The organism is Castellaniella sp., assembly GCF_049671645.1.
GTDB lineage: Bacteria > Pseudomonadota > Gammaproteobacteria > Burkholderiales > Burkholderiaceae_B > Castellaniella.
The window spans coordinates 236,372-261,584 of the sequence record NZ_JBATVG010000014.1 but is presented as its reverse complement, the minus strand read 5'-3'; the positions used below and the strand labels follow the sequence as shown (position 1 = coordinate 261,584).

The window sequence follows — 25,213 nt, the reverse complement described above, 5'->3', positions numbered from 1 at the left end:
GGGCAGGGAGGCTGTTGTGACCCGAGTTTCGGGCAATGCGAGCTTCCCCGCATCCGGATCATCCACCGCCGCCGGCTCCGTAAAACTACGCAGAACGCCTTGGGAAATCGCGCCCGGAGCCGTGCTATCGTTGGCGTCGGAGCACACCACATGACACCCAAGAGCCATCACAGGGCCCTGCGTTTCTGGCGCTGGGGCATTGCCGCGATCGTGAGCGCGCTGCTGGTCATCGGGGCCGGTCACTGGGCCTGGCAACAGGAACTGCATGCGACGGCCTTGCGGTTGCGCCAGGCGTCCGAGGCTTATACGTTGGCGCTGCGCGGCATCGTCGATCGCTACAGCGACCTGCCTTATGTCATGGCCCGGCAGCCGGCCGTGCAGGCCCTGCTGCTGCGGCCTTCGCCAGGGCCGGCGGATGCGGTGAACCGCTATCTGGCCGATTTGCAGCGCCACACGCAGGCCGAAGCCCTCTACGTCGTGGATGCTCAGGGCCTGACGCTCGCGGCCAGCAACTGGGACACGGCCGACAGCTTCGTCGGGCAGTCCTATCGGCAGCGCCCCTATTTCGAGGACGCCATGAAAGGCGAGCGCGGCCTCTTTTACGGCGTGGGCCTGACGACCGGCAGGCCGGGCCTGTTCATTGCCGAACCCATCCGGGATGGCGGGCGCATCATCGGCGTCGGGGTCGTCAAGCTCGGGCTGGAGCGCCTGCAGCGGGCCTGGTCGGCCGATGCCGATCCCGTCGTCCTGCAGGATCGCCGCGGCATCGTATTCCTGAGCTCGGTCGCGGACTGGCTCTATCGCCGCGAACGGACGCTGACGGCGGCCGACCTGGCGTGGATCCGCGAGCACGATCAGTACAGCGCGCGCGCGGGTTTCGCTCCCCTGCCGTGGCGGATCGAACAGTCGGATGAACTGCCCGGCCCCCGGCTGCTTGCCGAGGCGGGCGGTCGCATGAGAGACCTGCTTGCGTTCCGGACGGAGCTGCCCGAGTTCGGCTGGACGTTGACCGTCACAGGGGACTTGCGCAAAGTGCTCGAGGCGCGCCAACGGGCGCGGATCATTGCGGGGCTCATCGCCATCGTGGCGTTGCTGGGCACCCTGTACTGGCGTCAGCGCAAGAAGCGCTATGCGGAAAGGCGCCAGGTCGAACTGGAGCGCGCCGCGGAGGCGCGCCAGCACGAGCAGGAGCGGCAGCTTCAGGTCAGCGCCCGTCTGGCCAGTGTCGGCGAAATGGCTTCGACCCTGGCGCATGAGCTCAATCAGCCGCTCATGGCGGTGTCGAATTTCGCCGTGGCGGCCCGGGCACTGGTCGAAAGCGGTCAGCAGGACATGCTGGTGACGGCATTGGACGGGATCGTCGAACAGTCCGGCCGGGCCAGCGACATCGTCAAGCGGGTGCGGGCCTTCATCAACCCGAAGCAGGCCAATTACGCCCCCATCGACATCAATGCGTGCGCCGTCCATGCGTATGCGCTGCTGGCTCCCGATCTGAAACGCGCCCGGGCCTCCTGCTCGATGCGGCTCATGGACGATCCGCCGGGGGTGCGAGGGGATTCCGTATTGCTGGAACAGGTGCTGGTGAACCTGGTCCAGAATGCCATCCAGGCGATGCACGATCTGCCTGCCGCCAGGCGCCAGGTGGTCATTTCCACGCGCCGCCGCGAAAATGTCGTGGAAGTCACGGTGGCTGACCGGGGGCCGGGCGTCGATGCGGAGCAGGCGGACCGGATCTTCACGCCTTTTTTCAGCACCCGGGCCGAAGGCCTGGGCCTGGGGCTCAATATCTGCCGCACCATTGTGGAAGCCCATGGCGGACAGATCACAATCACCCGTCCCGCCGAGGGCGGAGCGGCCTTCACTTTTTCGCTGCCCATAGAATCATGACCGACAGTCCTCTGACGCTTTATGTCGTCGACGACGATGAGGCCTTGCGCCGATCGTTGCTCCTGCTGCTCTTTTCACAGGGCGTCGCCGTGCAGTCGTTCAGTTCGGGCGAGGAATTCCTGGCCGGCGTCGACCTTCAGCAGCCCGGCTGCGTCATCCTGGACCTGCGGCTTGGGGGCTTGAGCGGTCTGGGCGTGTTCGATCGCCTGGAAAGCGCCCATAGCCCCCTGGTCACGCTGTTCCTGTCGGGCCACGGCGACATTCCGACCGCGCTGGAGGCCGTGCGCAAGGGCGCCTACGATTGGGTGGTCAAGCCCGAGACGCAGCAGTTGTTGCAGAAGCTGCCCGGCGCGCTGGCCGAGGCGCGGGCCCGCGCGACGGCTCAGCACCAGTGGCACGACCTCACTCCCCGCGAACGGGAGGTCGCCCACCTGGTGGGTTCAGGCCATCCCAACAAGGAGATCGCCCGCCTGCTGTCGCCGCCCTGCAGCCCCCGTTCGGTCGAAACGCACCGCGCGAACATCTTCAGCAAGCTTCAGGTCGCCAATGACAATGAGTTGGGGCGATGGCTGGCAGCGCATCGTTGGCTCGCCTGAGGGGCGGGGATCGTCGTCCCGGACCGGCGCGCGATGAATCCGGTCTTCAGCCGTCCAGAGCCCGCGCGCACTGTTCGGCAACGTGCTCCACGGCCCGATCCGACAGGCAGTCCACACTGACGCGCTGCGGCAGCGACCGCAGCCAGGTGATCTGGCGCTTGGCCAATTGCCGGGTGGCGGCGATGGCCTGCTCGATGGCCTGGTCCAGGGACACGCGCCCGTCCAGATGGTCCCAGAGCTGGCGGTAGCCCACGCAGCGGATGGATGGCAGCCCGGGATGCAGGTCGGGACGGCCGTGCAGCGCGCGCACTTCGTCCAGCAGCCCCGCGCCGATCATGGCCTGATACCGCTGAGCGATCCTGGCATGCAGCACGGACCGGTCCGATGGTTCCAGACTGATCGTCAGGAAGTTCCATCCCGGCAGCACCGGCTGCGGGGGCCGGGCCAGCCAGTCGCTCATGGGACGGCCGCTGCCACGCCAGATCTCCAGGGCGCGTTGCAGACGCTGGCTGTCATTGGGCGCCAGCCGGGCCGCGGTGGCCGGGTCCACCCGGGCCAATTCCGCGTGCAGCGCCGGCCAGCCGCGTTCCCGGGCCTCTTCGTCCAGGGCCTGGCGGATCGCCGGATCCGCGCCGGGCAGCTCGTTCAGTCCTTCACGCAGCGCTTTGTAATACAGCATGGTGCCGCCGCACAGGATCGGGATGCGCCCCCGGCTGCGGATGTCCCGCGCCAGCGCCGCCGCGTCGCGCGCGAATTCCGCCGCCGAATACGATTGCGCGGGATCGCGGATGTCCAGCAGGTGGTGGGGGATCTGCGCCTGTTCCCGGGGGCTGGGCTTGGCCGTGCCGATGTCCATGCCCCGGTAGATGGTGGCCGAATCCATGACGATGAGTTCGACCGGCCAGCGCCGCGCCAGCGCCATCGACGCTGCCGACTTGCCCGACGCTGTCGGGCCGGCCAGGCAGATCAGCAAAGGAGGATGACTTGGGTTCACGGGGTGTAATACGACGGTGCGTGATGGATTGGGAGATCGGTCTGTGCAGGCCATCGGCTGTCAGGCCGCGGGATAGCCGGCTTCTCGTTGATGGCGGATGGTCAGAATCAGGATGGCATCGGTGGGGTATTCATAGCTGTATAGCGCAACGTAGCCGGTGTTCCCCCGGGAAATGACCAACTCCCGCAGATCGGGATCCACGGTACGGCCGATCAATGGATGATGCTGCAAAATTGAAACTGCCTCGATGATCAGATCCACTGTGTCATGGGCGGCCGAAGGGGCTGTGTCCAGTAGAAAGTCCGTCAGGCGCTCCAGGTCTTGCAGGGCCTGGTCGGCGTAGCTCAGGGTCGCCACGGATGCGCCTTGGGCCGCATGGCGGGCCCGCCCGCAGCGCGTTCCCGCAGATAGGCGTGGACATCGTCGGCGGCGTAGCCCAGCCCGGTGTCCAGCATCTGCTGGCGGGCGGCTTTGGCTTGCGCCAGGAATTGCGCCCGCTGCTCGGTCGAGACAGCCGCCTGTTCGATGGCGGACACCATGAAGGCATGCGGCGTCATGCCCAATTCCCGAGCGGCGTGAATAGCGCGGGTCTTGAGCGCGTCGGACAGCTTGAGCGAGGTAGTGGTCATGGGCGGCACGCAATAGAAATAGAGCGATCTGGTGCTACTAGAGTAACACCAATGACTGGCGTGGTGTCGGGATGGCGGCTTACTGCCCCCGCATGAACAGCTTGTCCAGGTCGGACAGGCTCCACTGGAACCAGGTCGGGCGGCCATGGTTGCACTGGTCGGCGCGTTCGGTGCGTTCCATCTGGCGCAGCAGGGCGTTCATTTCGTCCAGCGTCAGGCGGCGGTTGGCGCGGATCGCGCCGTGGCAGGCCATGGTGGACAGCAGTTCGTTGCGCTGTTCGGTCAGGCGGGCCGACTGGCCGAATCGTTCCATATCGGCCAGCACGCCGCGCGCCAGGGATTCGATGTCGCCCTGGGCCAGCAGGGCGGGCACGGCCCGCACCGCCAGCGATGCCGGGCCGGTGGCGCGGATGCGCAGCCCCAGCCCGTCCAGCATGTCCTGATGGTCCTGGGCGACGGCCACCTGGGTTTCCGTCGCCGTGAACACCACCGGCACCAGCAGATCCTGGGCGGGCAGGGGGGCTTCGTCCAGCGCGCCCTTCAGGCGTTCGTACACCACGCGTTCGTGGGCGGCGTGCATGTCCACCAGAATCAGTCCCCGCGCGTTCTGCGCCAGGATGTAGATGCCGTGCAGCTGGCCCAGGGCCAGGCCCAGCGGCAGGTCGCCGGCGGCGGCCGCCGCGGCCGGGGGCAGGCCGATCGGCGCGATGTGCGCGGGCGTCCCGCCCGTGCGGGGGAATGCCTCCGGCGGATTGCCTTCGGCAACGGACGCGGGCCGGAGCGGGTCGGCTGGATCCAGGGGCCGATACAGCGTGCGCCAATCCTGGGCGGGGCCCGAATCATGCAGGGCGAAGCGCTGCTGCACCGGAATCTGGCCCGGATAACGCTCCCGGCCGCGTGCCTGAGAGGGCGCCGGAGGCGCAAATGCGGCTTGGCCCGCCAGGCTGCGCGTGAGTCCGGATGCATCGCGGCCGTCGACGCCGTAGCCTGGCATGGAGGGGGGCTCCCCAGCGCCTTGCCGGGTGGGCTGCCCAAGGCCGGCGGCCTGCGAGCCGCTGTCGGGGCGCAGGGCGTCGCCGCTGCTGGGGGCCGGCGGCGTGTCGGCTGCCTCGCCCGCCGTGCCGCCGCGCTGCGCCAGCGCCTGTCCCAGCGATTGCGCCACGTAGCGGTGCACCGCCCCGCTGTCGCGGAAGCGGACTTCGCTTTTGGCGGGGTGCACGTTCACGTCCACCCCCGCGGGGTCCAGGCTGAGGAACAGCACATATGCGGGCTGCCGGTCGCCGTGCAGCACATCGGCATAGGCCTGGCGCACGGCGTGCGATACGGTCCGGTCGCGCACGTAGCGGCCGTTGACGTATAGATACTGCCGATCGGCGCGGGCCCGGGCGAAGGTCGGGCGGGTGATGCAGCCTTCCAGGGTGATCAGGCCCTGTTCCGCCGAGACCGGCAGGCTCTGGGCCTGGAACTCCGCCCCCAGCACGTCGCGGATCCGGCCCTGGATGTCGGTAGCCGGCCAGTTGCGCTGGGGCTTGTCGTTATGAAAAATCCGCAGGGCGACTTCCGGGTGGGCCAGGGCGATGCGTTCCACCGCATCCAGGCAGTGACCGTACTCGGTGGCGTCGGACCGCAGGAATTTACGGCGGGCCGGGATGTGGTCGAACAATTGGCGCATGTCCACCCGCGTGCCGGCGGGGCCGGCGGCGGGGACGGGCTCCCGCTGCCCCGGACCGATCTGCCAGGCCTGATCCGCATCCGCGGTGCGGGAACTGAGCGTCAGTTGCGCCACAGAGGCAATCGACGCCAGCGCCTCGCCCCGAAAGCCCATGGTGGCGACGGATTCCAGTTCGGCCAGGGACGTGATCTTGCTGGTCGCATGTTGCTGCAGGGCCAGCGTCAGTTGGTCTCGGGGGATGCCGTGGCCGTCGTCGGCCACCAGGATGCGCCGGATGCCGCCGCCGTCCAGTCTGACCTCGATGGCCCGGGCGCCTGCGTCCAGGGCGTTTTCCAGCAATTCCTTCAGCACGGAAGCGGGCCGTTCGATGACCTCGCCGGCGGCGATCTGGCTGATCAGGGTATCGGGCAGGGTGGAAATAGGTCGCGTCATGAAAGCGATTATAGTAAGCGTCGGCCCGCAATCGAGCGAAGCGGATTGGGTGGGCTGCGGGCCGGTGCGGGCGCTGTGCGCGGCATCGGCCGTCGTCGGTGGCCCGGCGTGGGCCGTCGCATCATTTTCCACGAGGTTGCAGGCAATCATGGCCGAGTTTTTTCATCTGGTGTTGAATATCGACCAATCCCTGGGCATCTGGGTCGCCCAGTACGGCGCCTGGATCTATCTGATCCTGGCGCTGATCATTTTCGGCGAGACCGGTCTGGTCGTCCTGCCCTTCCTGCCGGGCGATTCCCTGCTGTTCATCGCGGGCGCATTCGGCGCCACCGGCCATCTGGACCCCGTGCTGATGGGCGGCATCCTGATCGTGGCCGCCATCCTGGGCAATACGGTCAATTATTCCGTGGGCCGCTTCATCGGGCCCAAGGTCTTTTCCCATGATTACCGTTTTCTGGATCGCAAGGCCTTGCTGAAGACCCATGCCTTTTATGAAAAGCACGGCGGCAAGACCATTGTGCTGTCGCGTTTCCTGCCGCTGTTTCGCACCTTCGCGCCGTTCGTGGCCGGGGTGGCGGGCATGCGGCTGGTCATGTTCCAGGTGTACAACGCCATCGGCGCCATCGCCTGGATCGCCGGCCTGATCACCCTGGGTTACTTTTTCGGTAATGTCCCCATCATCAAGGAACACCTGAACACCATCGTCCTGATCGGCGTCGGCGCCGCCGCGATCCCGGCCCTGGCCGGCGTCCTGTGGAAGCTGCTGCGGCGCAAGACCCCCGACCAGGCCTGATCCGGACCGGACCCGCCAACCCGGCGCTGGCCCGCCGGGCTTTACGCCCGCCGCGCCAGCGCCGGGTTGGCGGCGAAGTAATCCCGCACGCCGCTCAGCACGGCTGCCGCGATCTTCTGCTGGTGCGCGGGCGTGCGCAGCAGGGCTTCTTCCTGGGGGTTGCTGATGAATGCCGTTTCGATCAGGATGGACGGGATGTCGGGCGCCTTCAGCACGGCGAAACCGGCGCGTTCGATGCGGTTCTTGTGCAGTTGGTTGATCTTGCCGATTTCCTGCAGCACCTGGGTGCCGACCTTGATCGAATCGTTGATCTGCGCCCCTGTGGACAGGTCCAGCAGCACCTTCGCGACCTGGGCATTGTGGGAACCCAGGTTCACGCCGCCGATCAGGTCGGCGTCGTTTTCCTTTTTGGCTAGCCAGCGGGCGGCCGAACTGGTGGCGCCGTGTTCCGACAGCGCCCAGACCGACGATCCCCGGGCCGATGGCTTGATCCAGGCATCGGCGTGGATGGAGATGAACAGGTCGGCCTGGACCCGGCGGGCTTTTTGGACCCGCACGTTCAGGGGCACGAAGTAGTCCCGGTCCCGGGTCAGGTAGGCCCGCATATTGGGCTGGGCGTCGATCAGCTTTTTCAGGCGCTGGGCGATCTGCAGCACGATGTCTTTTTCGTGGGTCCCGCGCCTGCCGGTGGCGCCGGGGTCCTCGCCGCCGTGCCCCGGGTCCAGCGCGATCAGGATGGGGCGGTCCGGACGCCTGCCGGGCGACGGCTTGGGCGCAACCGCGACGGGCGGCTCCCCCGGAGGCGTCATGGGGGGCGGCAATTCCTGGCCCTTGACCGCCGGCACCGGGGCCTCGGTCGGACTGTTTTGCGCCAGATCTTCCAGGATGCCGGCCAGGGGGTCGTTCTTGGCGTCCTTCAGCAGGGCCATCAGCGGGTCCTGGGCGACCTTGGGGTACAGATCGAGCACCAGGCGGTACTTGTATTCGCCGATGGGCTTCAGCGTGAAGACCTGGGGCGCGACGTCCTGCTTCAGGTCGAAGACCAGACGCACGACGTTGGGCCTGTTCTGGCCCACCCGCACCGTGCTGATGTAGGGATCGTTGGGTTTGATCTTGGACACCAGGTTGCTGATGGCCGTGTCCATCTGCAGGCCTTCGATGTCCACCACCAGCCGGTGAGGGTGATCCAGCGTGAACTGTTCAGCCTTCAGCTCGGTGTCCATTTCCAGCGTGACGCGGGTGTATTCGTCGGCCGGCCATGTGCGCACCGCCAGGATCGTGGCGGCCTGGGCCAGGCGGGGGATGACGGGCAGCAGCAATAGCGCGCAGCCGCCCGCGATGAGTTTGCGCCGCAAGGGGATGGGGGCGGGGGGATTCATCGGCGCGATGAGGTCAGGTGAGTCAGCCATAGCTGTCCTTTTTCGCTGCAGGCGCTTAGCCATGCGCGCCTGCCGGTCCCTGCATATTCCAGCAAAATATCCAGATCCGGAGGGGGTAGGCGGGTGCCGGCTTGCTCAGGCCATTCGATCAGAACGACTGCTGCGTCGGCCAGCAGTTCGCCGAATCCGGCGTCCCGCCATTCATGCGCATCGCTAAATCTATAGAAATCAAAGTGATAGAAGTATAAGTTAGAAACATTATAGCTTTCAAGCAGCGCGTAGCTAGGACTTTTGATGCGGCCGGTCACGCCGCCCGCCCGCAATAGCGCCCGAGCCAGGCTTGTTTTGCCTGCTCCCAGCTCCCCGCGCAGGTGGATGCGTCCCCCGGGCGGCAGCGATTCAGGAGCATGGCCGCAGACCAGGGCCGCCAGGCGTTGCGCCAGGGCCACGGTGGCGTCTTCGTCCGGCAGGGGCCATTCGACGGGAGGCAGGGGAAATGTCATGAGGTTCAGGCGTTTCGGTCCGTGAGGCATTGTATGCCGCCCTCAGCCCGCCATTCCCAGCCATATCGGCAGTGTCACGGCCGACAGCAGTGTTCCCAGCGACATCGTGACCGCCACCAGGCGCCCGTCTCCGCCCATGCGGGCGGCCAGCACGTGCGCGGCCGACGATGTGGGCACCGCGGAAAACAACAGCAGGACCAGGCGTTCCTGGGCGGGCAGGTCCAGCATCCAGGCCAGCGCCAGGGTCCAGACCGGGAGCAGGATCAGTTTGGCGGCAATCATCCAGGCCATCAGCGGCGCGTGCTGGCGCCCGCCTTCCAGCGACAGCGTGGCGCCCACGCACAGCAGGCCCAGGGCGATGGCGCACGATCCCAGCCGGCCCAGGGCGACTTCGGCCACATGCGGGATCGGCACCTGCAGGAAATTGCAGGCCAGGGCCGCCAGCGTCGCCAGGATGAAGGGATTGCGCGCCATTTCGCTCAGCGCCCGCCCGCCGTTGCGGCTGGCCAGGGCGTGCACCGCCCCGATATTGCTGATGGGCACGGCGAAACCCAGGATCACCGCCATCGTCGCCTGTGCATGATTCCAGCCCAGGCTGGCCGCCAGCGACAGCGCCAGGTAGCTATTGAAGCGGAACGCGCACTGCGCCGTCGCCGCATGCGCCGCCGGGTCCGGGCGCACCGCCAGCCGCCCCAGCCAGGCCAGGGCGATCCCGCCCAGCATGATGCCGACCGTGGCCGCCAGCAGCACCGTCGTGCTGCCCAGCGCCATGGGCGCGCGAGTGATCGAATGGAACAGGAGCGCCGGGAACAGCACGAAATACACCAGCTTTTCCGCCTGGGTGAAGAACAGACGGTCGAACTTGAAGCGGTGCAGCAGCAGCCACCCCAGGGCGATCAGCAGGAAGTCGGGCAGGATCAGCAGGATGACGGACATGGAGAGGCTTTGCCAGGAAAGACGATAATGACTGACACCGTGCGTTGGACGCGCGCCGGCAGGGGGCGTGTGCATTGTAGGGCGCTACGCTGCCGTCGGTGTGGTCCGGAAGCGTGGCCTCGACGTATCGGTCCGAGGATGCCGGACGAAACGTCCTATCGAGGGCTTGTTGTGGATATGCAACGCCTTTTCCGGAAAACTACCGGGTTTACACAGTTCAACATGGCATTGATCCCGGATTTTTGATGCAATACCAACAACTTCCCTTCGCGGAGTTAGAAGGAGCAGCAGCACAGGATGTTGTTGGCCTGCTCTGATTCACACAAATCTACGGAGATTTCTTACATGAAAAAGACTCTGCTCGCTGCTGCTCTGCTGGCCGGTTTCGCTACCGCTGGCGTTGCTCAAGCAGAAACGTCCGTGACGCTGTACGGTATCCTGGATACCGGCTACGGCTACCAGAACTACAAGTACGACCATGCTGGCGCTGACATCACCGCCAAGTCTTCCGGTCTGCGCGACGGCACCTTCAACGGCAACCGTTTCGGCCTGAAGGGCTCCGAAGATCTGGGCAATGGCCTGCGCGCCATTTTCCAATTGGAGCAAGGCTTCAACATGGGTGACGGCACCGCCGCCAACGAAACGCGTGCTTTCCACCGCCAAGCCTTCGTGGGTCTGTCCAGCGACAACTGGGGTACCTTCACGATGGGTCGTCAGTACTCCGCCGGCGTGGACACCTTCCTGGTGCCCAACGGCGTGAACCTGGGTGATTCCGATAAGGTCTTCGGTTCGACCGGTCTGGGCGAAGGCACTCGCGTTGACAACTCCTTCAAGTACGTCACGCCCGACATGTCCGGCTTCAAGGCCATCTTCATGTACGGCACCGACAATGACGGCGGCACCACCGTGGGTCGCGAGACCGACGGTTCTTCCTTCGCTAACCGCGGTTCCCGCGTGTCCGTCGGCGCCCTGTACGCCAACGGCCCGATCGGCGTTGGCGCCAGCTACGACCGTCAAAGCCAGACGACTGCTGGCTATGATGCCGCTACCTCCTGGCAGTTGAACGGCTCCTACGACTTCGAAGTCGTGAAGCTGGGTCTGGCCTATGGTCAAGACCGTCACGGCAAGCTGGGCTGGAACGGCTCCGCCGCTGGCATCGTTGGCAAGACGATGGCTGGCCTGCTGCCGGTCGGTGGCGATCTGACCAACGACTTCAAGTCCAACAACTACCACGTCGGCCTGAGCGCCCCGTTGGGTGGCGGTACTCTGTACGCTGGCTGGAACTACTCCACGTCCAACCTGGACGACAGCGACAAGTGGGGCGACGAGGCCGGCAACATCAGCGCCTATCAGCTCAACTACGTGTACCCGCTGTCCAAGCGCACCAGCGTCTACACCTACGCTTCGTACATGAAGAACATCGGCTACGTGAAGGACCTGAAGGGTCCGGAAGCCGGTATCGGCCTGAACCACAAGTTCTAATCGCCACGCGTGGCTTGTCCACGCCGCGATGCAGCCCGGCTTGCCGGGCTGTCACGAACGCCGCCGGGGGCTTCGGTCCTCGGCAGCAAGAAAGCCACCTTCGGGTGGCTTTCTTGCGTATGCGCACGGCGTGAGCGGCGCGCTGAAATCTGTAGATTGTCGACAAAAATGGAAAGCTGAATTAGCCGCCGTATGGTTTATCGGGGTGAGGCAAAAGCGCACACTATTCCCGACAAAGCAGAGCACGAATCATTCAATGGAACATCCGTGAAGTCCTGCTTTCACACACGTTGAAACGTGAAGGAAGCCATCATGAAAGTCGCTACCGCCGCCTCCATCGCCGCCCTGGCTCTGGGCCTTGCCTCTGCGGGCATCGCGCAAGCCGATCAGGCCTATTATCCGGAAGTCGTGACGCCCAGCACCCAGACCCGTGCGGACGTCGTTCATGCACTGCGCGTGGCGCAGTCACAAGGCCTGGTTACTGAGGGCCAGCAACCCGACTATCCCCAGCTGCAGACCAACGGCCCGACGCTGAGCCGGGCTGAAGTGTTGCGTCAGCTCACGCAGGCCGAGCTCGCTGGCCAGGTCGTCGAGGACAACACTCCGCTCCATCCGTAACCACGGTCATGGCCGCATCAGGCTGGAAAGCCTGCCGCGCTCTAAGCGCGGCAGGCTTTTTCGCATCTGTGCCTGGGGCGGCCGGCCTGGCGAGGGTGTCTTAGATGGAAACCTGGCCGTTGAATTCCGTGGATGCTCCGGAACCGGACGACGCGTTCTGGAGTTGAACGTTCCGGGGTTGAATCTACTGCGACTGTTCGTGCGTGCCTGTTTACCTGGCGGGGTGGGGGGCATGCGGCGTGAGCCATGCGCCGAACGCCGCCGATTGTCGCCAAGAATGGAAAGATGAATTCAGCGCAGCCTGGTTTATCGCAGCGCAGCAAAAGCGCACACTGTTTCCAACAGAGCAGGACACGAGAATCACCTAGCGGAAAGCCCGTGAAGTCCTGCTTTTACACACCCTAAACGTGAAGGAAACCATCATGAAAGTCGCTACAGCCGCTTCTATCGCCGTCCTGTCCCTGGGCCTTGCCTCCGCAGGCATCGCGCAAGCCGATCAGGCCTACTATCCGGAAGTCGTGACGCCCAGCACCCAGACCCGTGCGGAAGTCGTCCGGGAACTGCGCGTGGCGCAGTCGCAAGGCCAGGTCACCGTGGGTGAACAAGCCAACTATCCTCAACTGCACAGCGACGCCCCCGCGCTGACCCGCGCCCAGGTTTTGAAGGAACTGGAGCAAGCCAAGAGCGCCGGTCTGCTGACCATCGGTGAAAACGACCAGTACCCCAACGTGCTGTAAAGCGCGCTCGAACCGGAGCATTCAGTCCGGCAGGCCCGCCCCGCTTCTTGCGCGGCGGGCTTTTTTTGCCATTGGGCGACCTCTACGGTAACAAGCGCTTCAGAGCTGTCACCCTGACATTTTCATCCATCCGTAGTTCTGCGAGCTGGCGGATGGCAGGCGGCCTGACCATCATGAAGCTTCTCGCCCCGTGATTGGGTTTGTTTTGCTTTTGTCTACACAAAGGCGTAAGCTGAATGAAGATCGCAGGCTTCGACTGGGATGCTGGCAACTGGCCCAAATGCGGCAAGCACGGCGTATCCCGTGAAGAGATAGAACAGGTGATGCTCGGCACGCCTGGCTGCGTACCGGATCCTTGCGCTGATGAGCCGCGCCAGCGAGCCATTGGCAAAACACGAGCCGGGCGCTATGTCTTTCTGGTATTCGTACGTCGGCTGCTCGGCGGACAGTTAAAGATTCGTCCAATCAGCGCTCGCTACATGCATGCAAAAGAGGTCGCGCATTATGAACACCAGGCTCAAGCCGATACCCGTATTGCACAGTGATCAAGAGGCGGAGGATTTCGTTGCCAACGCCGACTTGTCGGAATACGACCTCTCCGGCTTCAAGCCCATGCATTTCGAACTGGAACCCAAGTCCGCATCCCTGAACATGCGCCTGCCGGCAGCGCTGCTGGACGCGATCAAGGCGCGCGCCAAGGCCAGGGGCATTCCCTACACCCGCTACGTGCGCATGCTGCTGGAATCCGATGTCGTGCGACGCAGGCATTCATAGGCTGCGCCTGGTCCCGCACGTCATTTCAGGCGGCTGAAAGCCGTTCTGTGCTTAGCTGAATTGACCCCCATCAAATATGTTGCAACCCCGGGTTTTCCCGGCGACGGGGCTTGTCGAAATGCTACAATCCCGTAGTTTGATCTTCTGAGGCAGGGGCCATCCATGAATCTGGAACAGTACTTTCCCGTGCTGCTTTTCATCATTGTCGCCACTTTGATTGGCGCGGCCCTGCTGGCAGCGGGGCGTCTGCTGGGCCGCAACGTGCCCGATGCCGAAAAGCTGTCCGTCTACGAATGCGGCTTCGAATCCTTCGGCGATTCGCGCATGAAATTCGACGTGCGCTATTACCTGGTGGCGATCCTGTTCATCATGTTCGATCTGGAAATCGCCTTTTTGTTCCCCTGGGCCATGGCCAACGGCGCCGTGGGCATGGTGGGCTTCTGGGCAGTAGCGATCTTCCTGGGCATTCTGACCGTGGGCTTCATCTACGAATGGCGTCGCGGCGCCCTGGACTGGGAATAATTGGGGGTGAGCAAAATGGCAGTTGAAGGCGTCATGGAAAAAGGCTTCATGACCACCAGTGCGGATAAATTCCTGAACTGGGCGAAAACGGGTTCCCTATGGCCGATGACGTTCGGCCTGGCCTGTTGCGCGGTCGAAATGATGCACGCCGGCGCGGCGCGCTACGACCTGGATCAGTTCGGCATCATCTTCCGGCCCAGTCCCCGTCAGTCCGACCTGATGATCGTGGCCGGCACGCTGTGCAACAAAATGGCTCCGGCCCTGCGCAAAGTCTACGACCAGATGCCGGAGCCGCGCTGGGTCGTGTCGATGGGGTCCTGTGCCAACGGCGGGGGCTACTACCACTATTCCTATTCGGTGGTGCGCGGCTGCGACCGCATCGTGCCGGTGGACGTGTATGTGCCGGGCTGCCCTCCCACGGCGGAAGCCCTGGTCTACGGCTTGCTGCAGATGCAGAACAAGATCCGCCTGACCAACACCATTGCCCGCTAGCAAGGGGGCGTCGGGGCGGCGTGCCGGTACGACGGTACAGGCCTGCCCGGCGCGAATCCGAACCGATCCGAATGTGACGATCTGCATATGACACGGCTACAGACCTTAGAAACCAATCTGCGCGATGTCCTGGGGGCCTCGGTCAATCTGACCGACTCCCGGGGCGAACTGACGCTGACAGCGCCCCAGTCCGCCTGGGCGGATACATGCCGCGTGTTGCGCGACCATGCCAGCCTGCGCTTCGAATCCTGTATGGACCTGTGCGGGCTGGACTATTCCGCCTGGAAGGCCCCCACGTACACGGCCGATCACACCCACACCCACCCGCATCGTTTTGCGGTGGTCATCCACCTGCTGTCGGTCACGCACAACTGGCGCCTGCGGGTGCGCGTGTACGCCGAACACGATGAATTCCCGGTGGTGGCGTCTTTGGTGGACGTCTGGCCTTCGGTCAATTGGTTCGAGCGCGAGGCCTTCGACCTGTACGGCATCGTCTTCGAAGGCCACCCCGACCTGCGCCGCATCCTGACGGACTACGGCTTCATCGGCCATCCTTTCCGCAAGGACTTCCCGATTTCCGGGCATGTGGAAATGCGCTACGACGCCGAACAGAAACGCGTCATTTACCAACCCGTCACGATCGAACCCCGCGAAATCACCCCCCGCGTGGTGCGCGAGGATCATTACGGAATCGAACGGTACTGATATGGCAGAGATCCAGAACTACAACCTGAACTTCGGCCCGCAGCACCCGGCTGCGCACGGGGTGCTGCGCCTGGTGCTCGAACTGGACGGCGAAGTCGTCCAGCGCGCCGACCCGCACATCGGCCTGCTGCACCGCGCCACCGAAAAATTGGCGGAAACGCGCACCTTCCTGCAGACGCTGCCCTACATGGACCGTCTGGACTACGTGTCCATGATGTGCAACGAACACGCCTACTGCATGGCGGTCGAGCGCCTGCTGGGCATCCAGGTGCCGGTGCGGGCGCAGTACATCCGCGTGATGTTCGATGAAATCACCCGCATCCTGAACCACCTGATGTCGCTGGGCTCGCACGCGCTGGACGTGGGCGCCATGGCCGTGTTCCTGTATGCCTTCCGCGAACGCGAAGACCTGATGGACTGCTACGAAGCCGTGTCCGGCGCCCGCATGCACGCGGCCTACTACCGGCCCGGTGGCGTGTATCGCGACCTGCCCGACACCATGCCGCAATACAAGGGCTCGAAATACCGGTCCGACAAAGAACTGCGGGCCATGAACGAAGCGCGTTCCGGCTCGATGCTGGATTTCATCGAAGACTTCACCAACCGCTTTCCCGCCTGCGTGGACGAATACGAGGTCCTGCTGACGGAAAACCGCATCTGGAAGCAGCGCCTGGTGGACATCGGCGTCGTGTCGCCCGAACGCGCCCTGGCGCTGGGTTTCACCGGCCCCATGCTGCGCGGCTCGGGCATCGAATGGGACCTGCGCAGAAAGCAGCCCTACGAAGTCTACGACAAGATGGAATTCGACATCCCCGTGGGCAAGAACGGCGACTGCTACGACCGCTATCTGTGCCGCATCGAGGAAATGCGTCAGTCCAACCGCATCATCCGCCAATGCGTCGAATGGCTGCGCAACAATCCCGGCCCCGTGATCACCGGCAACCACAAGGTCGCGCCGCCCACGCGGGAAAGCATGAAGACCGGCATGGAAGACCTGATCCACCACTTCAAGCTCTTCACGGAAGGCATGCACGTGCCCGAAGGCGAAGCCTACGCCGCCGTGGAACACCCCAAAGGCGAATTCGGCATCTACCTGGTGTCCGACGGGGCCAACAAGCCCTACCGCCTGAAGATCCGCGCGCCGGGTTTCGCCCACTTGCATGCGCTTGAAGAAATGTCCAAGGGCCACATGATTTCCGACGTGGTGACGATCATCGGCACCCAGGACATCGTGTTTGGCGAAATCGACCGCTAGCCGCCCGGACACCACAGGACTATGACGATGCTGCTTTCCGAACAAGCCTACCGGGACATCGACCGGGAAATCTCCAAATATCCGGCGGACCAGAAACAATCCGCCGTGATGGCCGCGCTGACCATCGCCCAGACCGAAAAAGGCTGGGTGTCGCCGGAAGTCATCCGCGACGTGGCCGGCTACCTGGGCATGCCGCCGATCGCGGTCCAGGAGGTCGCGACCTTCTACTCCATGTACAACACCCATCAGGTGGGCCGCTACACCCTGACCATCTGCACCAACCTGCCCTGTGCCTTGCAAGGCGGCGCGCAGGCGGCCGAATACCTGAAGGAAAAACTGGGCATCGGCTTCCATGAAACCACGCCCGACGGCCTGTTCACCCTGGCCGAAGGCGAATGCATGGGGGCCTGCGGGGATGCGCCGGTGGTGCTCGCCAATGGCAAGCACATGTGCTGCCGCATGCAGCCCGAGAAAATCGACGCCCTGATCCGCGACCTGAAGGAGTCGGCATGAGCGCCCTGGATGTTTTGCAGAAATACGGCACGGATGCGCTGAATCCGAACCTGGGCGACGATGCCTCACGCAGCATGATCTTTCACGGCCGCCACATCCAGCCGCAGATTCTGGCGGGCCTGGACGGCGACAACTGGGGGATCCAGGACTACATCGCCCGGGGCGGCTATGAATCCCTGAAGAAGATCCTGACCACCGGCATGACGCCCGACGAAGTGATCGCCGAACTGAAGGCGTCCAGCCTGCGAGGGCGGGGCGGCGCCGGGTTCCCCACGGGCCTGAAATGGTCGTTCATGCCGCGCAATCTGCCCGTCCAGAAATACGTGGTCTGCAATTCCGACGAAGGCGAACCCGGCACCTTCAAGGATCGGGACATCCTGCGCTACAACCCGCATTCCGTGATCGAAGGCATGATCATCGGCGGGTTCGCGATGGGGGCGTCCGTGGGCTACAACTACATCCACGGCGAAATCTTCGACGTCTACACCCGCTTTGAAGAAGCCCTGGAGCAGGCCCGCGCGGCCGGTTTCCTGGGCGACAACATCCTGGGTTCGGGCTTTTCCTTCCAGCTGCACGGGCACCATGGTTTCGGCGCCTACATCTGCGGGGAAGAAACCGCCTTGCTGGAATCCCTGGAAGGCAAAAAGGGCCAGCCGCGCTTCAAGCCGCCGTTCCCGGCCAGCTTCGGCCTGTACGGCAAGCCCACCACCATCAACAACACCGAGACCTTCGCGGCCGTGCCGTTCGTGTTTCAGGTGGGCGCTCAGGCCTACCTGGAACTGGGCATCGAAAAGGCCGGCGGGACCAAGATCTTTTCCATTTCCGGCGACGTCGAACTGCCCGGCAACTACGAAATTCCGCTGGGCACGCCGTTTTCCAAACTATTGGAACTGGCCGGCGGCATGAAGGGTGGTCGCAAGCTCAAGGCCGTCATCCCCGGCGGTTCGTCTTCGCCGGTGCTGCCCGCCGACATCATGATGAACACCAACATGGACTACGACTCGATCGCCAAGGCCGGGTCCATGCTGGGGTCCGGCGCGGTCATCGTCATGGATGAAACCCGCTGCATGGTCAAATCGCTGATGCGCCTGTCGTACTTTTACATGGAAGAATCCTGCGGCCAGTGCACGCCCTGCCGCGAGGGCACGGGCTGGCTGTATCGCATGATGCAGCGCATGGAACACGGCCAGGGCACGATGGAAGACATCGAAACGCTCGATTCGGTGGCGCACAACATGATGGGCCGCACCATTTGCGCCCTGGCCGATGCCGCCGCCATGCCGGTGCGCAGTTTCATCAAGCATTTCCGCGACGAATTCGTCCACCACGTCGACCACAAGGATTGTGTGGTCGCCAAGTATCTGTAGGGTCAGGACACGCCATGGTAGAACTCACCATCGACGGGCTGAAGGTTCAAGCCGAAGAAGGCAGCATGGTCATCCAGGCTGCCCACGCGGCGGGGCTGTACATCCCGCATTTCTGCTATCACAAGAAGCTCAGCATCGCGGCCAATTGCCGCATGTGTCTGGTCGAGGTCGAAAAGGCCCCGAAACAACTGCCGGCCTGTGCCACGCCCGTCACCAACGGCATGGTGGTGCACACGCGTTCGGAAAAGGCCGTGGCCGCCCAACGCGCGGTCATGGAATTCCTGCTGATCAATCACCCCCTGGATTGCCCCGTGTGCGACCAGGGCGGTGAATGCCAGCTGCAGGATCTGGCCATGGGTTATGGCGAATCCGCCTCGCGCTACAAGGAAACCAAGCGCGTGGTCTTCCATAAACCCATGGGCCCGCTGATTTCCGCCGAACAGATGCAGCGCTGCATCCATTGCACCCGCTGCGTGCGGGTCGGCCAGGAAATCGGCGGCATCATGGAAATCGGCATGCTCAACCGGGGTGAATTCTCCGAGATCACCACCTTCGTGGGCGAGGCCGTCGAATCCGAACTCTCCGGCAACATGATCGACGTCTGCCCGGTGGGCGCGTTGTTGTCCAAGCCCTTCATGATGGGCGCCCGGACCTGGGAACTGGCCCGCCGCCGCTCGGTCAGCCCGCACGACAGCGTGGGCGCCAATCTGGTCGTGCAGTCCAAGATGGATCGCGTGCTGCGCGTGGTGCCGTTTGAAAACGAGCCCGTCAACGAATGCTGGATCAGCGACCGCGACCGGTTCTCCTACGCGGGCCTGTACGTCGAAGACCGTCTGCAGCACCCCATGGTGCGCGGCTGCGACGGCCAATGGCATGAAGCGTCCTGGACGGATGCCCTGCAATCGGTCGTGACCGGCCTGAATCAGGTGCGGGAAGACGGCGGCGCCGCGCAGATCGGCGCCCTGGGCGCCGACACGGCGACCCTGGAAGAGCTCGCTCTGCTGGCGCGGCTGACCCGCGCCCTGGGGTCGGACAACATCGATTTCCGCCTGCGCGGCGACGGCGCGGCCCTGGACGCGGTGCGCAGCGGCGCGCCCTGGCTGGGCATGCCGATCGCCGACTTGAACACGCTGGACCGCACGCTGGTCGTGGGGTCCTTCCTGCGCAAGGATCACCCCTTGATGGCGCAACGGCTGCGCCAGGCGGCTAAACACGGCATGCAGTTGTCCCTGGTGGACAGCGTGGCGGCCGATCCGCTGGTGCCGGTCGCGGGCCGCCTGACGGTCAAGCCGTCCGGCCTGGTTCAGGCGCTGGGTGAAATCGCCGTGGCTCTGGCCGCGCTGAAAGCCCAGCCCGCGCCGGAAGGCCTGGCGGGCGTGCAGCCGGGCGAATCCGCCCGGGCGATCGCCGAGAGCCTGGCTTCGGGCGAACGCGTTGCGGTCTTCCTGGGCAACCTGGCGGTCTCCGACGATCAAGTCGCCTTGCTGGCGGCCAATGCTCAGGCGATCGCGCAGCTGGCCGGCGGCCGTTTCGGCTTCCTGACCCCGGGCGGCAACACGGTGGGCGGCTATCTGGCCGGCGCCGTGCCGACCGACGGCGGCCTGGACGCCCGGCGCATGCTGGGCGGCGACCCCCTGAAGGCCTACCTGGTCCTGCACGCCGAGCCGCGCCTGGACAGCGAACTCGGCGAACGCGCCGTGCGCGCCCTGCAAGGGTCGGCGATGGCGGTGGCCTTCACGGCCTTCCGTTCCGCCGCCGAGGACTGGGCCGACGTGATGCTGCCCATCGCGCCGTTCACGGAAACATCCGGGTCCTTCGTCAATGCCGAAGGCCGGGTGCAGAGTTTCAAGGGCGTGGCCGCTCCGGTGGGCGATACCCGTCCGGGCTGGAAGGTCCTGCGCGTGCTGGGCAATCTGCTGGGGCTGCAGGGCTTCGATGACGAAACCTCCGAATCCGTGCGCGACACGGTGATGGTGGGGGGCGTCGATGGCCGCCTGTCCAACGAGATCCGCCTGGCTCCCGGCATGGCGGCGCCCGCCCAAGGGCTGGAGCGCGTCGCCGAACTGCCCATCTATCGCACCGATGCGCTGGTGCGCCGTTCCCAGCCGCTGCAGGAACACGTCAGTTCCGCGCCGCCGCAGGCAGCGGCCAATGCCGCCACCCTGCAATCCCTGGGATTGTCGGCGGGCGACGCCGTGCGGGTGTCCACCGCCCACGGCGCGGCGGACCTGACCGCCGCCCTGGACGAGACCGTGGCCGACGGCGCCGTGCGGGTTGCCGGCGCCTTTGAACAGACTGCCGCCCTGGGCATGGGCTCGGGCGCCATCCAGCTGGAGCGACGTTAATGGACTGGTTGAATATCCTCAACGCCTACGGCACGAGCCTGATCGGCGAAACGCCCTGGCTGGTCGTCTGGACCCTGGTCAAGATCGTCGTCATCGCGGTGCCCATCATCCTGTGCGTGGCCTACCTGACGTATTGGGAACGCAAGATGATCGGCTTCATGCACGTGCGCCTGGGGCCTAATCGCGTGGGTTATCGCGGCTTGCTGCAGCCCTTCGCCGACGTCTTCAAGCTGCTGACCAAAGAACTGATCGTGCCGTCCAAGGCCAATCCGGTGCTGTACATCCTGGCTCCGGTGGTCACCTTGACGCCGGCGCTGGCGGCCTGGGCCGTGATCCCGTTCCAGCCCGACGTCGTGCTGGCCAACATCAATGCCGGGCTGCTGTTCATCATGGCGATCACCTCGGTGGGCGTCTATGGCGTGATCGTGGCCGGCTGGGCATCGAACTCCAAATACGCGCTGCTCTCGGCCCTGCGGGCCTCGGCCCAGATGGTGTCCTACGAACTGGCCGTCGGCTTCGTCATGGTGACGGTGCTGCTGGTGTCGGGCACGCTGAACCTGTCGGGCATCGTCCAGGGGCAGGGCACGGGCTGGTTCGCCAGCCATGGGGTCGGCATCCTGTCCTGGAACTGGCTGCCGCTGCTGCCGCTGTTCATCATCTACGTGATCGCCTCGGTGGCGGAAACCAACCGCCATCCCTTCGACATGGCGGAATGCGAATCCGAAATCGTCGCCGGCCACATGGTGGAATATTCGGGCATGGGCTTCGCCCTGTTCTTCCTGGGCGAATACGCCAACATGATCCTGCTGTCGGCCATGGCCGCGGTCATGTTCCTGGGGGGCTGGCTGCCGCCGCTGGATTTCGCGCCCTTCACCTGGATTCCGGGCTGGATCTGGCTGGGCCTCAAGACCTTCTTCGTCGTGTCCATGTTCATCTGGTTCCGCGCCACCTTCCCGCGCTACCGCTATGACCAGATCATGCGTCTGGGCTGGAAGGTCTTCATCCCCCTGACGGGGGTTTGGCTGGTGATCGTGGCGATCTGGATGCAGACGCCCTGGAACATCTGGCAGTAAGGGGTACATCATGGAAGCAATCAAGGACTTCTTCGGCAGTCTGATGTTGAAGGAAATGTTCGAGGGCATGCGCCTGACGGGCAAGTATTTCTTCAAGCGCAAGATCACGCTGCGCTATCCGGTCGAAAAGACGCCCACCTCGCCCCGGTTCCGCGGCCTGCACGCGCAGCGCCGCTATGAAAACGGCGAAGAACGCTGCATCGCCTGCAAGCTGTGCGAAGCCGTCTGCCCGGCCCTGGCCATCACCATCGAATCCACGCAGCGCGAGGACGGCACCCGCCGCACGACGCGCTACGACATCGATCTGGCCAAGTGTATTTTCTGCGGCTTCTGCGAGGAAGCCTGTCCGACCGATGCCATCGTGGAAACCCACTTGCACGAATACCACGGCGAAAAGCGCGGTGACCTGTACTACACCAAAGACATGCTGCTGGCCGTGGGTGACCGCTACGAGTCGGAAATCGCCGCCCGTCGCGCCGCCGACGCGCCTTATCGTTGATGCCGGAAGACCGACCATGAGTTTTGATTCAATCCTGTTCTATCTGCTGGCCATCGTGCTGGTCGTGGCGGCGTTTCGCGTCATCACGGCCACCAGCCCCGTCACCGGGGTGCTGCACCTGATCCTGACCTTTTTCACGGCATCCATGATGTGGATGCTGATCCAGGCAGAATTCCTGGCCCTGGCGCTGGTCATCGTGTATGTCGGCGCCGTCATGGTGCTGTTCCTGTTCGTCGTCATGATGCTCGACATGCGCTCGGAGGGCCTGAAAAGCGGCCTGAAGGTCTATCTGCCGCTGGGGCTGACCGTGGGCGGCATCATGGTGCTGGAAATGGCGTTCGTGGTCGTGCGTTCCTGGGGCGACGCTCCGGCGCTGCAGCGGCCGGCCGACAATTTCGACAACACCCTGGCGCTGGGCACGGCCATGTACACGGACTTCGCCTACGCAGTGCAGGTGGGCGGCCTGATCCTGCTGGTGGGGATGATCGCCGCCATCGCGCTGACCATGCGCAAGCGCAGCGACTACAAACGCACGCACCCCGGCAAGCAGGTGCGCGTGACCGCGGCGGATCGCATCCGTATCGTGCAGATGCCGTCGGTGGTGGATACGCCCGCCGCCCCTGAATCCGAAGGAGCCGAAAAATGATGCAAATCGGACTGAGCCATTATCTGATCGTCGGGGCAATCCTGTTTGCCATCGGTGTCTTCGGCTTTTTTCTGAATCGGCGCAACCTGATCGTGCTGCTGATGTCGATCGAACTGATCCTGCTGTCGGCCAACATGAATTTCGTGGCCTTTTCCGTCTGGTCGGGCAATCCGGCCGGGCAGGTCTTCGTGTTCTTCGTGCTGACGGTGGCTGCCGCCGAGGCCGCCATCGGGCTGGCCATCCTGGTGTTGCTGTTCCGCAATCTCAGCACCATCAATGTCGACAAGCTCGACCAGCTGAAGGGGTAAGGGCGTCATGACTGCGCAAAGTCTTTATTTGTTGATCGCCCTGGCGCCGCTGGCGACGGCCGTGCTGATCGGGTTGTTCGCCACGGGCTTCATGGGCTCGTGGCTCGGGCGCCGGGGGACGCACACCCTGGCCATCCTGGGGGTGGCGGTGTCCTTCGTGGGCTCGCTCGTCGTCTTGCAACAAGTGCTGGGCGGCCAGACCTTCGACGGCACGATCTACACCTGGTCCATGATCGGCACCATCAAATACGAGGTCGGTTTCCTGATCGATCCGCTGTCGGCCCTGATGATGGTGGTGGTCACGGGCGTGTCGCTGATGGTGCACATCTACACCATCGGCTACATGGCCGAAGACCCCGGCTACAACCGCTTCTTCTCCTACATTTCGCTGTTCACGTTCTCCATGCTGATGCTGGTGATGGCGAACAACATGCTGCAACTGTTCTTCGGCTGGGAAGCGGTCGGCCTGGTGTCCTACCTGCTGATCGGCTTCTATTACTCCAAGCCGTCGGCCGTATTCGCCAACCTGAAGGCCTTCATGGTCAACCGGGTGGGGGATTTCGGCTTCGTGCTGGGCATCGGCCTGTTGTACGCCTACGCCGGCAGCCTGCACTACGGCGAGGTCTTCGCCCAGGCCGACAAGCTGGGCGCCATCGTCTTCCCGGGCACCGACTGGCAGATGCTGACCGTCGCCTGCCTGTGCCTGTTCGTGGGCGCCATGGGCAAATCCGCCCAGGCCCCGCTGCACGTCTGGCTGCCCGATTCCATGGAAGGCCCGACCCCGATTTCCGCCCTGATCCACGCCGCCACCATGGTGACGGCGGGCATCTTCATGGTGGCGCGGTTTTCACCGATCTATGAGCTGAGCGAAACCGCGCTGTCGGTCATCATGGTGATCGGCGCCTTCGGGGCCCTGTTCCTGGGTATCCTGGGCGTGGTGCAGAACGACATCAAGCGCGTCGTGGCCTATTCCACGCTGTCGCAGCTGGGCTACATGGTCGTGGCGCTGGGCGCTTCGGCCTATTCGGTGGCGATCTTCCACCTGATGACGCACGCTTTCTTCAAGGCCCTGCTGTTCCTGGGTTCGGGCTCGGTCATCATGGGCATGCTGCACGACCAGGACATGCGCCATATGGGCGGCCTGTGGAAACGCATGCCGATCACCTGGATCACCATGCTGATCGGCACGCTGGCCCTGGTGGGCACGCCGTTCTTCTCGGGTTTCTACTCGAAGGAAAGCATCATCGCCGCCGCCGAGGCCGCCAACATCCCGGGCGCGGGCTTCGCCTACGCCCTGACCCTGACGGGCGTGTTCGTGACCTCGCTGTATTCCTTCCGTCTGTACTTCCTGGTCTTCCACGGCAAGGAACGCTACGAAGGTCACGGCGATCACGGTCATGACCACGATCATGCCCATGGCGAAGGCCATTGGGTCAGCCATGGCGACGGCCCCAGCATCCACGCGCTGCACGGCGCCAAGCCCAAGGAATCGCCTTGGGTGGTCACGCTGCCGCTGGTCATCCTGGCCTTCATGTCGGTCGTGGCGGGCATCTGGTTCGTCGATCCGCTGCTGTTCAACGGCTACTTCGGCAAGTCCATCACCGTGCTGACACAGCATCCGGCGATGGCGGCGCTGGCCGAGGAATGGCACGGCTGGGTGGGCTTCGGGCTGCATGGCCTGACATCCGTGCCCTTCCTGCTGCTGCTGGCCGGTTTCGTGGTGGCCTGGTATTGCTGGCTGATCAACCCGGCCGTGCCGGCGGCGATCGCCCGCGCCTTCGCCCCGGTGTATCGCCTGCTGGACAACAAGTACTACTTCGACTGGTTCAATGAACAGGTCCTGGCCCGCTTCGCCCGCAATCTGGGGCGCGGCCTGTGGCAGGGCGGCGACCGCGGCATCATCGATGGCATCGTCGTCAACGGCAGCGCCCGCCTGGTGGGGGCCGCGGCCGCCACGACGCGCCTGCTGCAGTCCGGCTACATCTACCACTACGCCTTCGCCATGATCATCGGCATCATGGTGTTTCTCACATTCTTCGTCCTGATGGTTCATTGA

At 64.4% G+C, this 25,213-nt stretch carries 27 protein-coding genes; 20 read left to right on the top strand and 7 right to left on the bottom strand.

What is annotated here, in order from left to right; translation table 11 throughout:
* Window positions 1-150 precede the first annotated feature (150 nt).
* Window positions 151-1,887 (top strand): sensor histidine kinase, encoded by a 1,737-nt coding sequence (locus WBG56_RS05845; protein WP_424266180.1) that lies wholly within the window; start codon window positions 151-153, stop codon window positions 1,885-1,887.
* Window positions 1,884-2,483: a response regulator transcription factor gene (locus WBG56_RS05840; RefSeq protein ID WP_424266178.1), complete on the top strand. Its 600-nt coding sequence runs from the start codon at window positions 1,884-1,886 to the stop codon at window positions 2,481-2,483. Before WBG56_RS05845 ends, WBG56_RS05840 begins: the two co-directional genes overlap by 4 nt.
* Before the next feature lie 46 nt (window positions 2,484-2,529).
* On the opposite strand, the gene miaA is transcribed toward WBG56_RS05840, so the two are convergent.
* From miaA to mutL, 4 genes are all read right to left on the bottom strand, one after another.
* Window positions 2,530-3,405 carry a tRNA (adenosine(37)-N6)-dimethylallyltransferase MiaA gene (gene miaA, locus WBG56_RS05835; protein ID WP_424266361.1) on the bottom strand — a complete coding sequence of 292 codons (876 nt, stop codon included), beginning with the start codon at window positions 3,403-3,405 and terminating at the stop codon, window positions 2,530-2,532.
* Window positions 3,406-3,537: 132 nt separating this feature from the next.
* Window positions 3,538-3,834 (bottom strand): type II toxin-antitoxin system RelE/ParE family toxin, encoded by a 297-nt coding sequence (locus tag WBG56_RS05830; protein WP_424266176.1) that lies wholly within the window; start codon window positions 3,832-3,834, stop codon window positions 3,538-3,540.
* On the bottom strand, window positions 3,822-4,106 hold the full coding sequence (locus WBG56_RS05825; RefSeq protein ID WP_424266174.1) for a hypothetical protein: 285 nt from the start codon (window positions 4,104-4,106) through the stop codon (window positions 3,822-3,824). The genes WBG56_RS05830 and WBG56_RS05825 overlap by 13 nt, the downstream gene beginning before the upstream one ends.
* 79 nt (window positions 4,107-4,185) lie before the next feature.
* Window positions 4,186-6,210 carry a DNA mismatch repair endonuclease MutL gene (gene mutL / locus WBG56_RS05820; protein ID WP_424266359.1) on the bottom strand — a complete coding sequence of 675 codons (2,025 nt, stop codon included), beginning with the start codon at window positions 6,208-6,210 and terminating at the stop codon, window positions 4,186-4,188.
* Between the two features lie 148 nt (window positions 6,211-6,358).
* On the opposite strand from mutL, the gene WBG56_RS05815 reads away from it, so the two are divergent.
* Entirely contained in the window at window positions 6,359-7,003 is a 645-nt protein-coding gene (locus WBG56_RS05815; RefSeq protein WP_424266172.1) for a VTT domain-containing protein, read from the top strand.
* A 41-nt stretch (window positions 7,004-7,044) separates the two neighbouring features.
* Here WBG56_RS05815 and WBG56_RS05810 read toward each other — a convergent pair whose 3' ends face one another.
* The 3 genes from WBG56_RS05810 to WBG56_RS05800 are packed head-to-tail and all read right to left on the bottom strand — an operon-like array spanning window position 7,045 to window position 9,821.
* A complete protein-coding gene (locus WBG56_RS05810; RefSeq protein ID WP_424266170.1) occupies window positions 7,045-8,412 on the bottom strand; it encodes an N-acetylmuramoyl-L-alanine amidase in 1,368 nt (455 codons plus the stop codon).
* The gene (tsaE, locus tag WBG56_RS05805) at window positions 8,379-8,885 is read right to left on the bottom strand and encodes a tRNA (adenosine(37)-N6)-threonylcarbamoyltransferase complex ATPase subunit type 1 TsaE (protein WP_424266168.1); all 507 of its coding nucleotides are present in this window, start codon (window positions 8,883-8,885) and stop codon (window positions 8,379-8,381) included. The genes WBG56_RS05810 and tsaE overlap by 34 nt, the downstream gene beginning before the upstream one ends.
* 42 nt (window positions 8,886-8,927) lie before the next feature.
* Window positions 8,928-9,821, bottom strand: a complete 894-nt coding sequence (locus WBG56_RS05800) for an AEC family transporter (RefSeq protein WP_424266166.1) — start codon at window positions 9,819-9,821, stop codon at window positions 8,928-8,930.
* Window positions 9,822-10,118: 297 nt separating this feature from the next.
* On the opposite strand from WBG56_RS05800, the gene WBG56_RS05795 reads away from it, so the two are divergent.
* From WBG56_RS05795 to nuoL, 17 genes are all read left to right on the top strand, one after another.
* Window positions 10,119-11,303 (top strand): porin, encoded by a 1,185-nt coding sequence (locus tag WBG56_RS05795; protein WP_424266164.1) that lies wholly within the window; start codon window positions 10,119-10,121, stop codon window positions 11,301-11,303.
* A gap of 312 nt (window positions 11,304-11,615) precedes the next feature.
* Complete coding sequence (locus WBG56_RS05790) at window positions 11,616-11,921, top strand: DUF4148 domain-containing protein (RefSeq protein WP_424266162.1); 306 nt, start codon at window positions 11,616-11,618, stop codon at window positions 11,919-11,921.
* Between the two features lie 422 nt (window positions 11,922-12,343).
* On the top strand, window positions 12,344-12,658 hold the full coding sequence (locus WBG56_RS05785) for a DUF4148 domain-containing protein (RefSeq protein WP_424266160.1): 315 nt from the start codon (window positions 12,344-12,346) through the stop codon (window positions 12,656-12,658).
* A 236-nt stretch (window positions 12,659-12,894) separates the two neighbouring features.
* Window positions 12,895-13,203, top strand: coding sequence for a BrnT family toxin (locus tag WBG56_RS05780; protein ID WP_424266158.1), 309 nt, complete (start codon window positions 12,895-12,897; stop codon window positions 13,201-13,203).
* Window positions 13,193-13,432, top strand: a complete 240-nt coding sequence (locus tag WBG56_RS05775) for a CopG family antitoxin (RefSeq protein WP_424266156.1) — start codon at window positions 13,193-13,195, stop codon at window positions 13,430-13,432. Before WBG56_RS05780 ends, WBG56_RS05775 begins: the two co-directional genes overlap by 11 nt.
* Window positions 13,433-13,594: 162 nt before the next feature.
* Window positions 13,595-13,954 carry an NADH-quinone oxidoreductase subunit A gene (gene ndhC / locus WBG56_RS05770; RefSeq protein ID WP_298013747.1) on the top strand — a complete coding sequence of 120 codons (360 nt, stop codon included), beginning with the start codon at window positions 13,595-13,597 and terminating at the stop codon, window positions 13,952-13,954.
* Window positions 13,955-13,969: 15 nt separating this feature from the next.
* A complete protein-coding gene (locus WBG56_RS05765; RefSeq protein ID WP_066457841.1) occupies window positions 13,970-14,446 on the top strand; it encodes a NuoB/complex I 20 kDa subunit family protein in 477 nt (158 codons plus the stop codon).
* Between the two features lie 87 nt (window positions 14,447-14,533).
* Window positions 14,534-15,151 carry an NADH-quinone oxidoreductase subunit C gene (locus WBG56_RS05760; RefSeq protein ID WP_424266154.1) on the top strand — a complete coding sequence of 206 codons (618 nt, stop codon included), beginning with the start codon at window positions 14,534-14,536 and terminating at the stop codon, window positions 15,149-15,151.
* A gap of 1 nt (window position 15,152) precedes the next feature.
* The gene (locus WBG56_RS05755) at window positions 15,153-16,406 is read left to right on the top strand and encodes an NADH-quinone oxidoreductase subunit D (protein WP_424266152.1); all 1,254 of its coding nucleotides are present in this window, start codon (window positions 15,153-15,155) and stop codon (window positions 16,404-16,406) included.
* 27 nt (window positions 16,407-16,433) lie between these two features.
* Complete coding sequence (gene nuoE / locus WBG56_RS05750; RefSeq protein WP_424266150.1) at window positions 16,434-16,919, top strand: NADH-quinone oxidoreductase subunit NuoE; 486 nt, start codon at window positions 16,434-16,436, stop codon at window positions 16,917-16,919.
* Window positions 16,916-18,286, top strand: coding sequence for an NADH-quinone oxidoreductase subunit NuoF (nuoF, locus tag WBG56_RS05745; RefSeq protein WP_424266148.1), 1,371 nt, complete (start codon window positions 16,916-16,918; stop codon window positions 18,284-18,286). Before nuoE ends, nuoF begins: the two co-directional genes overlap by 4 nt.
* 14 nt (window positions 18,287-18,300) lie before the next feature.
* A complete protein-coding gene (nuoG, locus tag WBG56_RS05740) occupies window positions 18,301-20,631 on the top strand; it encodes an NADH-quinone oxidoreductase subunit NuoG (protein ID WP_424266146.1) in 2,331 nt (776 codons plus the stop codon).
* The gene (nuoH, locus tag WBG56_RS05735; protein WP_424266144.1) at window positions 20,631-21,704 is read left to right on the top strand and encodes an NADH-quinone oxidoreductase subunit NuoH; all 1,074 of its coding nucleotides are present in this window, start codon (window positions 20,631-20,633) and stop codon (window positions 21,702-21,704) included. Before nuoG ends, nuoH begins: the two co-directional genes overlap by 1 nt.
* 10 nt (window positions 21,705-21,714) lie before the next feature.
* Entirely contained in the window at window positions 21,715-22,203 is a 489-nt protein-coding gene (gene nuoI / locus WBG56_RS05730) for an NADH-quinone oxidoreductase subunit NuoI (RefSeq protein ID WP_424266142.1), read from the top strand.
* A 16-nt stretch (window positions 22,204-22,219) separates the two neighbouring features.
* Window positions 22,220-22,849 (top strand): NADH-quinone oxidoreductase subunit J, encoded by a 630-nt coding sequence (locus WBG56_RS05725; RefSeq protein WP_424266140.1) that lies wholly within the window; start codon window positions 22,220-22,222, stop codon window positions 22,847-22,849.
* Window positions 22,849-23,157, top strand: a complete 309-nt coding sequence (nuoK, locus tag WBG56_RS05720) for an NADH-quinone oxidoreductase subunit NuoK (RefSeq protein ID WP_424266357.1) — start codon at window positions 22,849-22,851, stop codon at window positions 23,155-23,157. The genes WBG56_RS05725 and nuoK overlap by 1 nt, the downstream gene beginning before the upstream one ends.
* Before the next feature lie 7 nt (window positions 23,158-23,164).
* Complete coding sequence (gene nuoL / locus WBG56_RS05715) at window positions 23,165-25,213, top strand: NADH-quinone oxidoreductase subunit L (RefSeq protein ID WP_424266138.1); 2,049 nt, start codon at window positions 23,165-23,167, stop codon at window positions 25,211-25,213.

Excerpts from the sequence above, each read along its gene's own strand:
- WBG56_RS05845 (WP_424266180.1), top strand. The coding sequence starts at position 151 with ATGACACCCAAGAGCCATCACAGGGCCCTGCGTTTCTGGCGCTGGGGC.
- WBG56_RS05840 (WP_424266178.1), top strand. The coding sequence starts at position 1,884 with ATGACCGACAGTCCTCTGACGCTTTATGTCGTCGACGACGATGAGGCC.
- miaA (WP_424266361.1), bottom strand. The coding sequence starts at position 3,405 with ATGGCGCTGGCGCGGCGCTGGCCGGTCGAACTCATCGTCATGGATTCG.
- WBG56_RS05825 (WP_424266174.1), bottom strand. The coding sequence starts at position 4,106 with ATGACCACTACCTCGCTCAAGCTGTCCGACGCGCTCAAGACCCGCGCT.
- mutL (WP_424266359.1), bottom strand. The coding sequence starts at position 6,210 with ATGACGCGACCTATTTCCACCCTGCCCGATACCCTGATCAGCCAGATC.
- WBG56_RS05815 (WP_424266172.1), top strand. The coding sequence starts at position 6,359 with ATGGCCGAGTTTTTTCATCTGGTGTTGAATATCGACCAATCCCTGGGC.
- WBG56_RS05810 (WP_424266170.1), bottom strand. The coding sequence starts at position 8,412 with ATGGCTGACTCACCTGACCTCATCGCGCCGATGAATCCCCCCGCCCCC.
- tsaE (WP_424266168.1), bottom strand. The coding sequence starts at position 8,885 with ATGACATTTCCCCTGCCTCCCGTCGAATGGCCCCTGCCGGACGAAGAC.
- WBG56_RS05800 (WP_424266166.1), bottom strand. The coding sequence starts at position 9,821 with ATGTCCGTCATCCTGCTGATCCTGCCCGACTTCCTGCTGATCGCCCTG.
- WBG56_RS05795 (WP_424266164.1), top strand. The coding sequence starts at position 10,119 with ATGTTGTTGGCCTGCTCTGATTCACACAAATCTACGGAGATTTCTTAC.
- WBG56_RS05790 (WP_424266162.1), top strand. The coding sequence starts at position 11,616 with ATGAAAGTCGCTACCGCCGCCTCCATCGCCGCCCTGGCTCTGGGCCTT.
- WBG56_RS05785 (WP_424266160.1), top strand. The coding sequence starts at position 12,344 with ATGAAAGTCGCTACAGCCGCTTCTATCGCCGTCCTGTCCCTGGGCCTT.
- WBG56_RS05780 (WP_424266158.1), top strand. The coding sequence starts at position 12,895 with ATGAAGATCGCAGGCTTCGACTGGGATGCTGGCAACTGGCCCAAATGC.
- ndhC (WP_298013747.1), top strand. The coding sequence starts at position 13,595 with ATGAATCTGGAACAGTACTTTCCCGTGCTGCTTTTCATCATTGTCGCC.
- WBG56_RS05765 (WP_066457841.1), top strand. The coding sequence starts at position 13,970 with ATGGCAGTTGAAGGCGTCATGGAAAAAGGCTTCATGACCACCAGTGCG.
- WBG56_RS05760 (WP_424266154.1), top strand. The coding sequence starts at position 14,534 with ATGACACGGCTACAGACCTTAGAAACCAATCTGCGCGATGTCCTGGGG.
- WBG56_RS05755 (WP_424266152.1), top strand. The coding sequence starts at position 15,153 with ATGGCAGAGATCCAGAACTACAACCTGAACTTCGGCCCGCAGCACCCG.
- nuoE (WP_424266150.1), top strand. The coding sequence starts at position 16,434 with ATGCTGCTTTCCGAACAAGCCTACCGGGACATCGACCGGGAAATCTCC.
- nuoF (WP_424266148.1), top strand. The coding sequence starts at position 16,916 with ATGAGCGCCCTGGATGTTTTGCAGAAATACGGCACGGATGCGCTGAAT.
- nuoG (WP_424266146.1), top strand. The coding sequence starts at position 18,301 with ATGGTAGAACTCACCATCGACGGGCTGAAGGTTCAAGCCGAAGAAGGC.
- nuoH (WP_424266144.1), top strand. The coding sequence starts at position 20,631 with ATGGACTGGTTGAATATCCTCAACGCCTACGGCACGAGCCTGATCGGC.
- nuoI (WP_424266142.1), top strand. The coding sequence starts at position 21,715 with ATGGAAGCAATCAAGGACTTCTTCGGCAGTCTGATGTTGAAGGAAATG.
- WBG56_RS05725 (WP_424266140.1), top strand. The coding sequence starts at position 22,220 with ATGAGTTTTGATTCAATCCTGTTCTATCTGCTGGCCATCGTGCTGGTC.
- nuoK (WP_424266357.1), top strand. The coding sequence starts at position 22,849 with ATGCAAATCGGACTGAGCCATTATCTGATCGTCGGGGCAATCCTGTTT.
- nuoL (WP_424266138.1), top strand. The coding sequence starts at position 23,165 with ATGACTGCGCAAAGTCTTTATTTGTTGATCGCCCTGGCGCCGCTGGCG.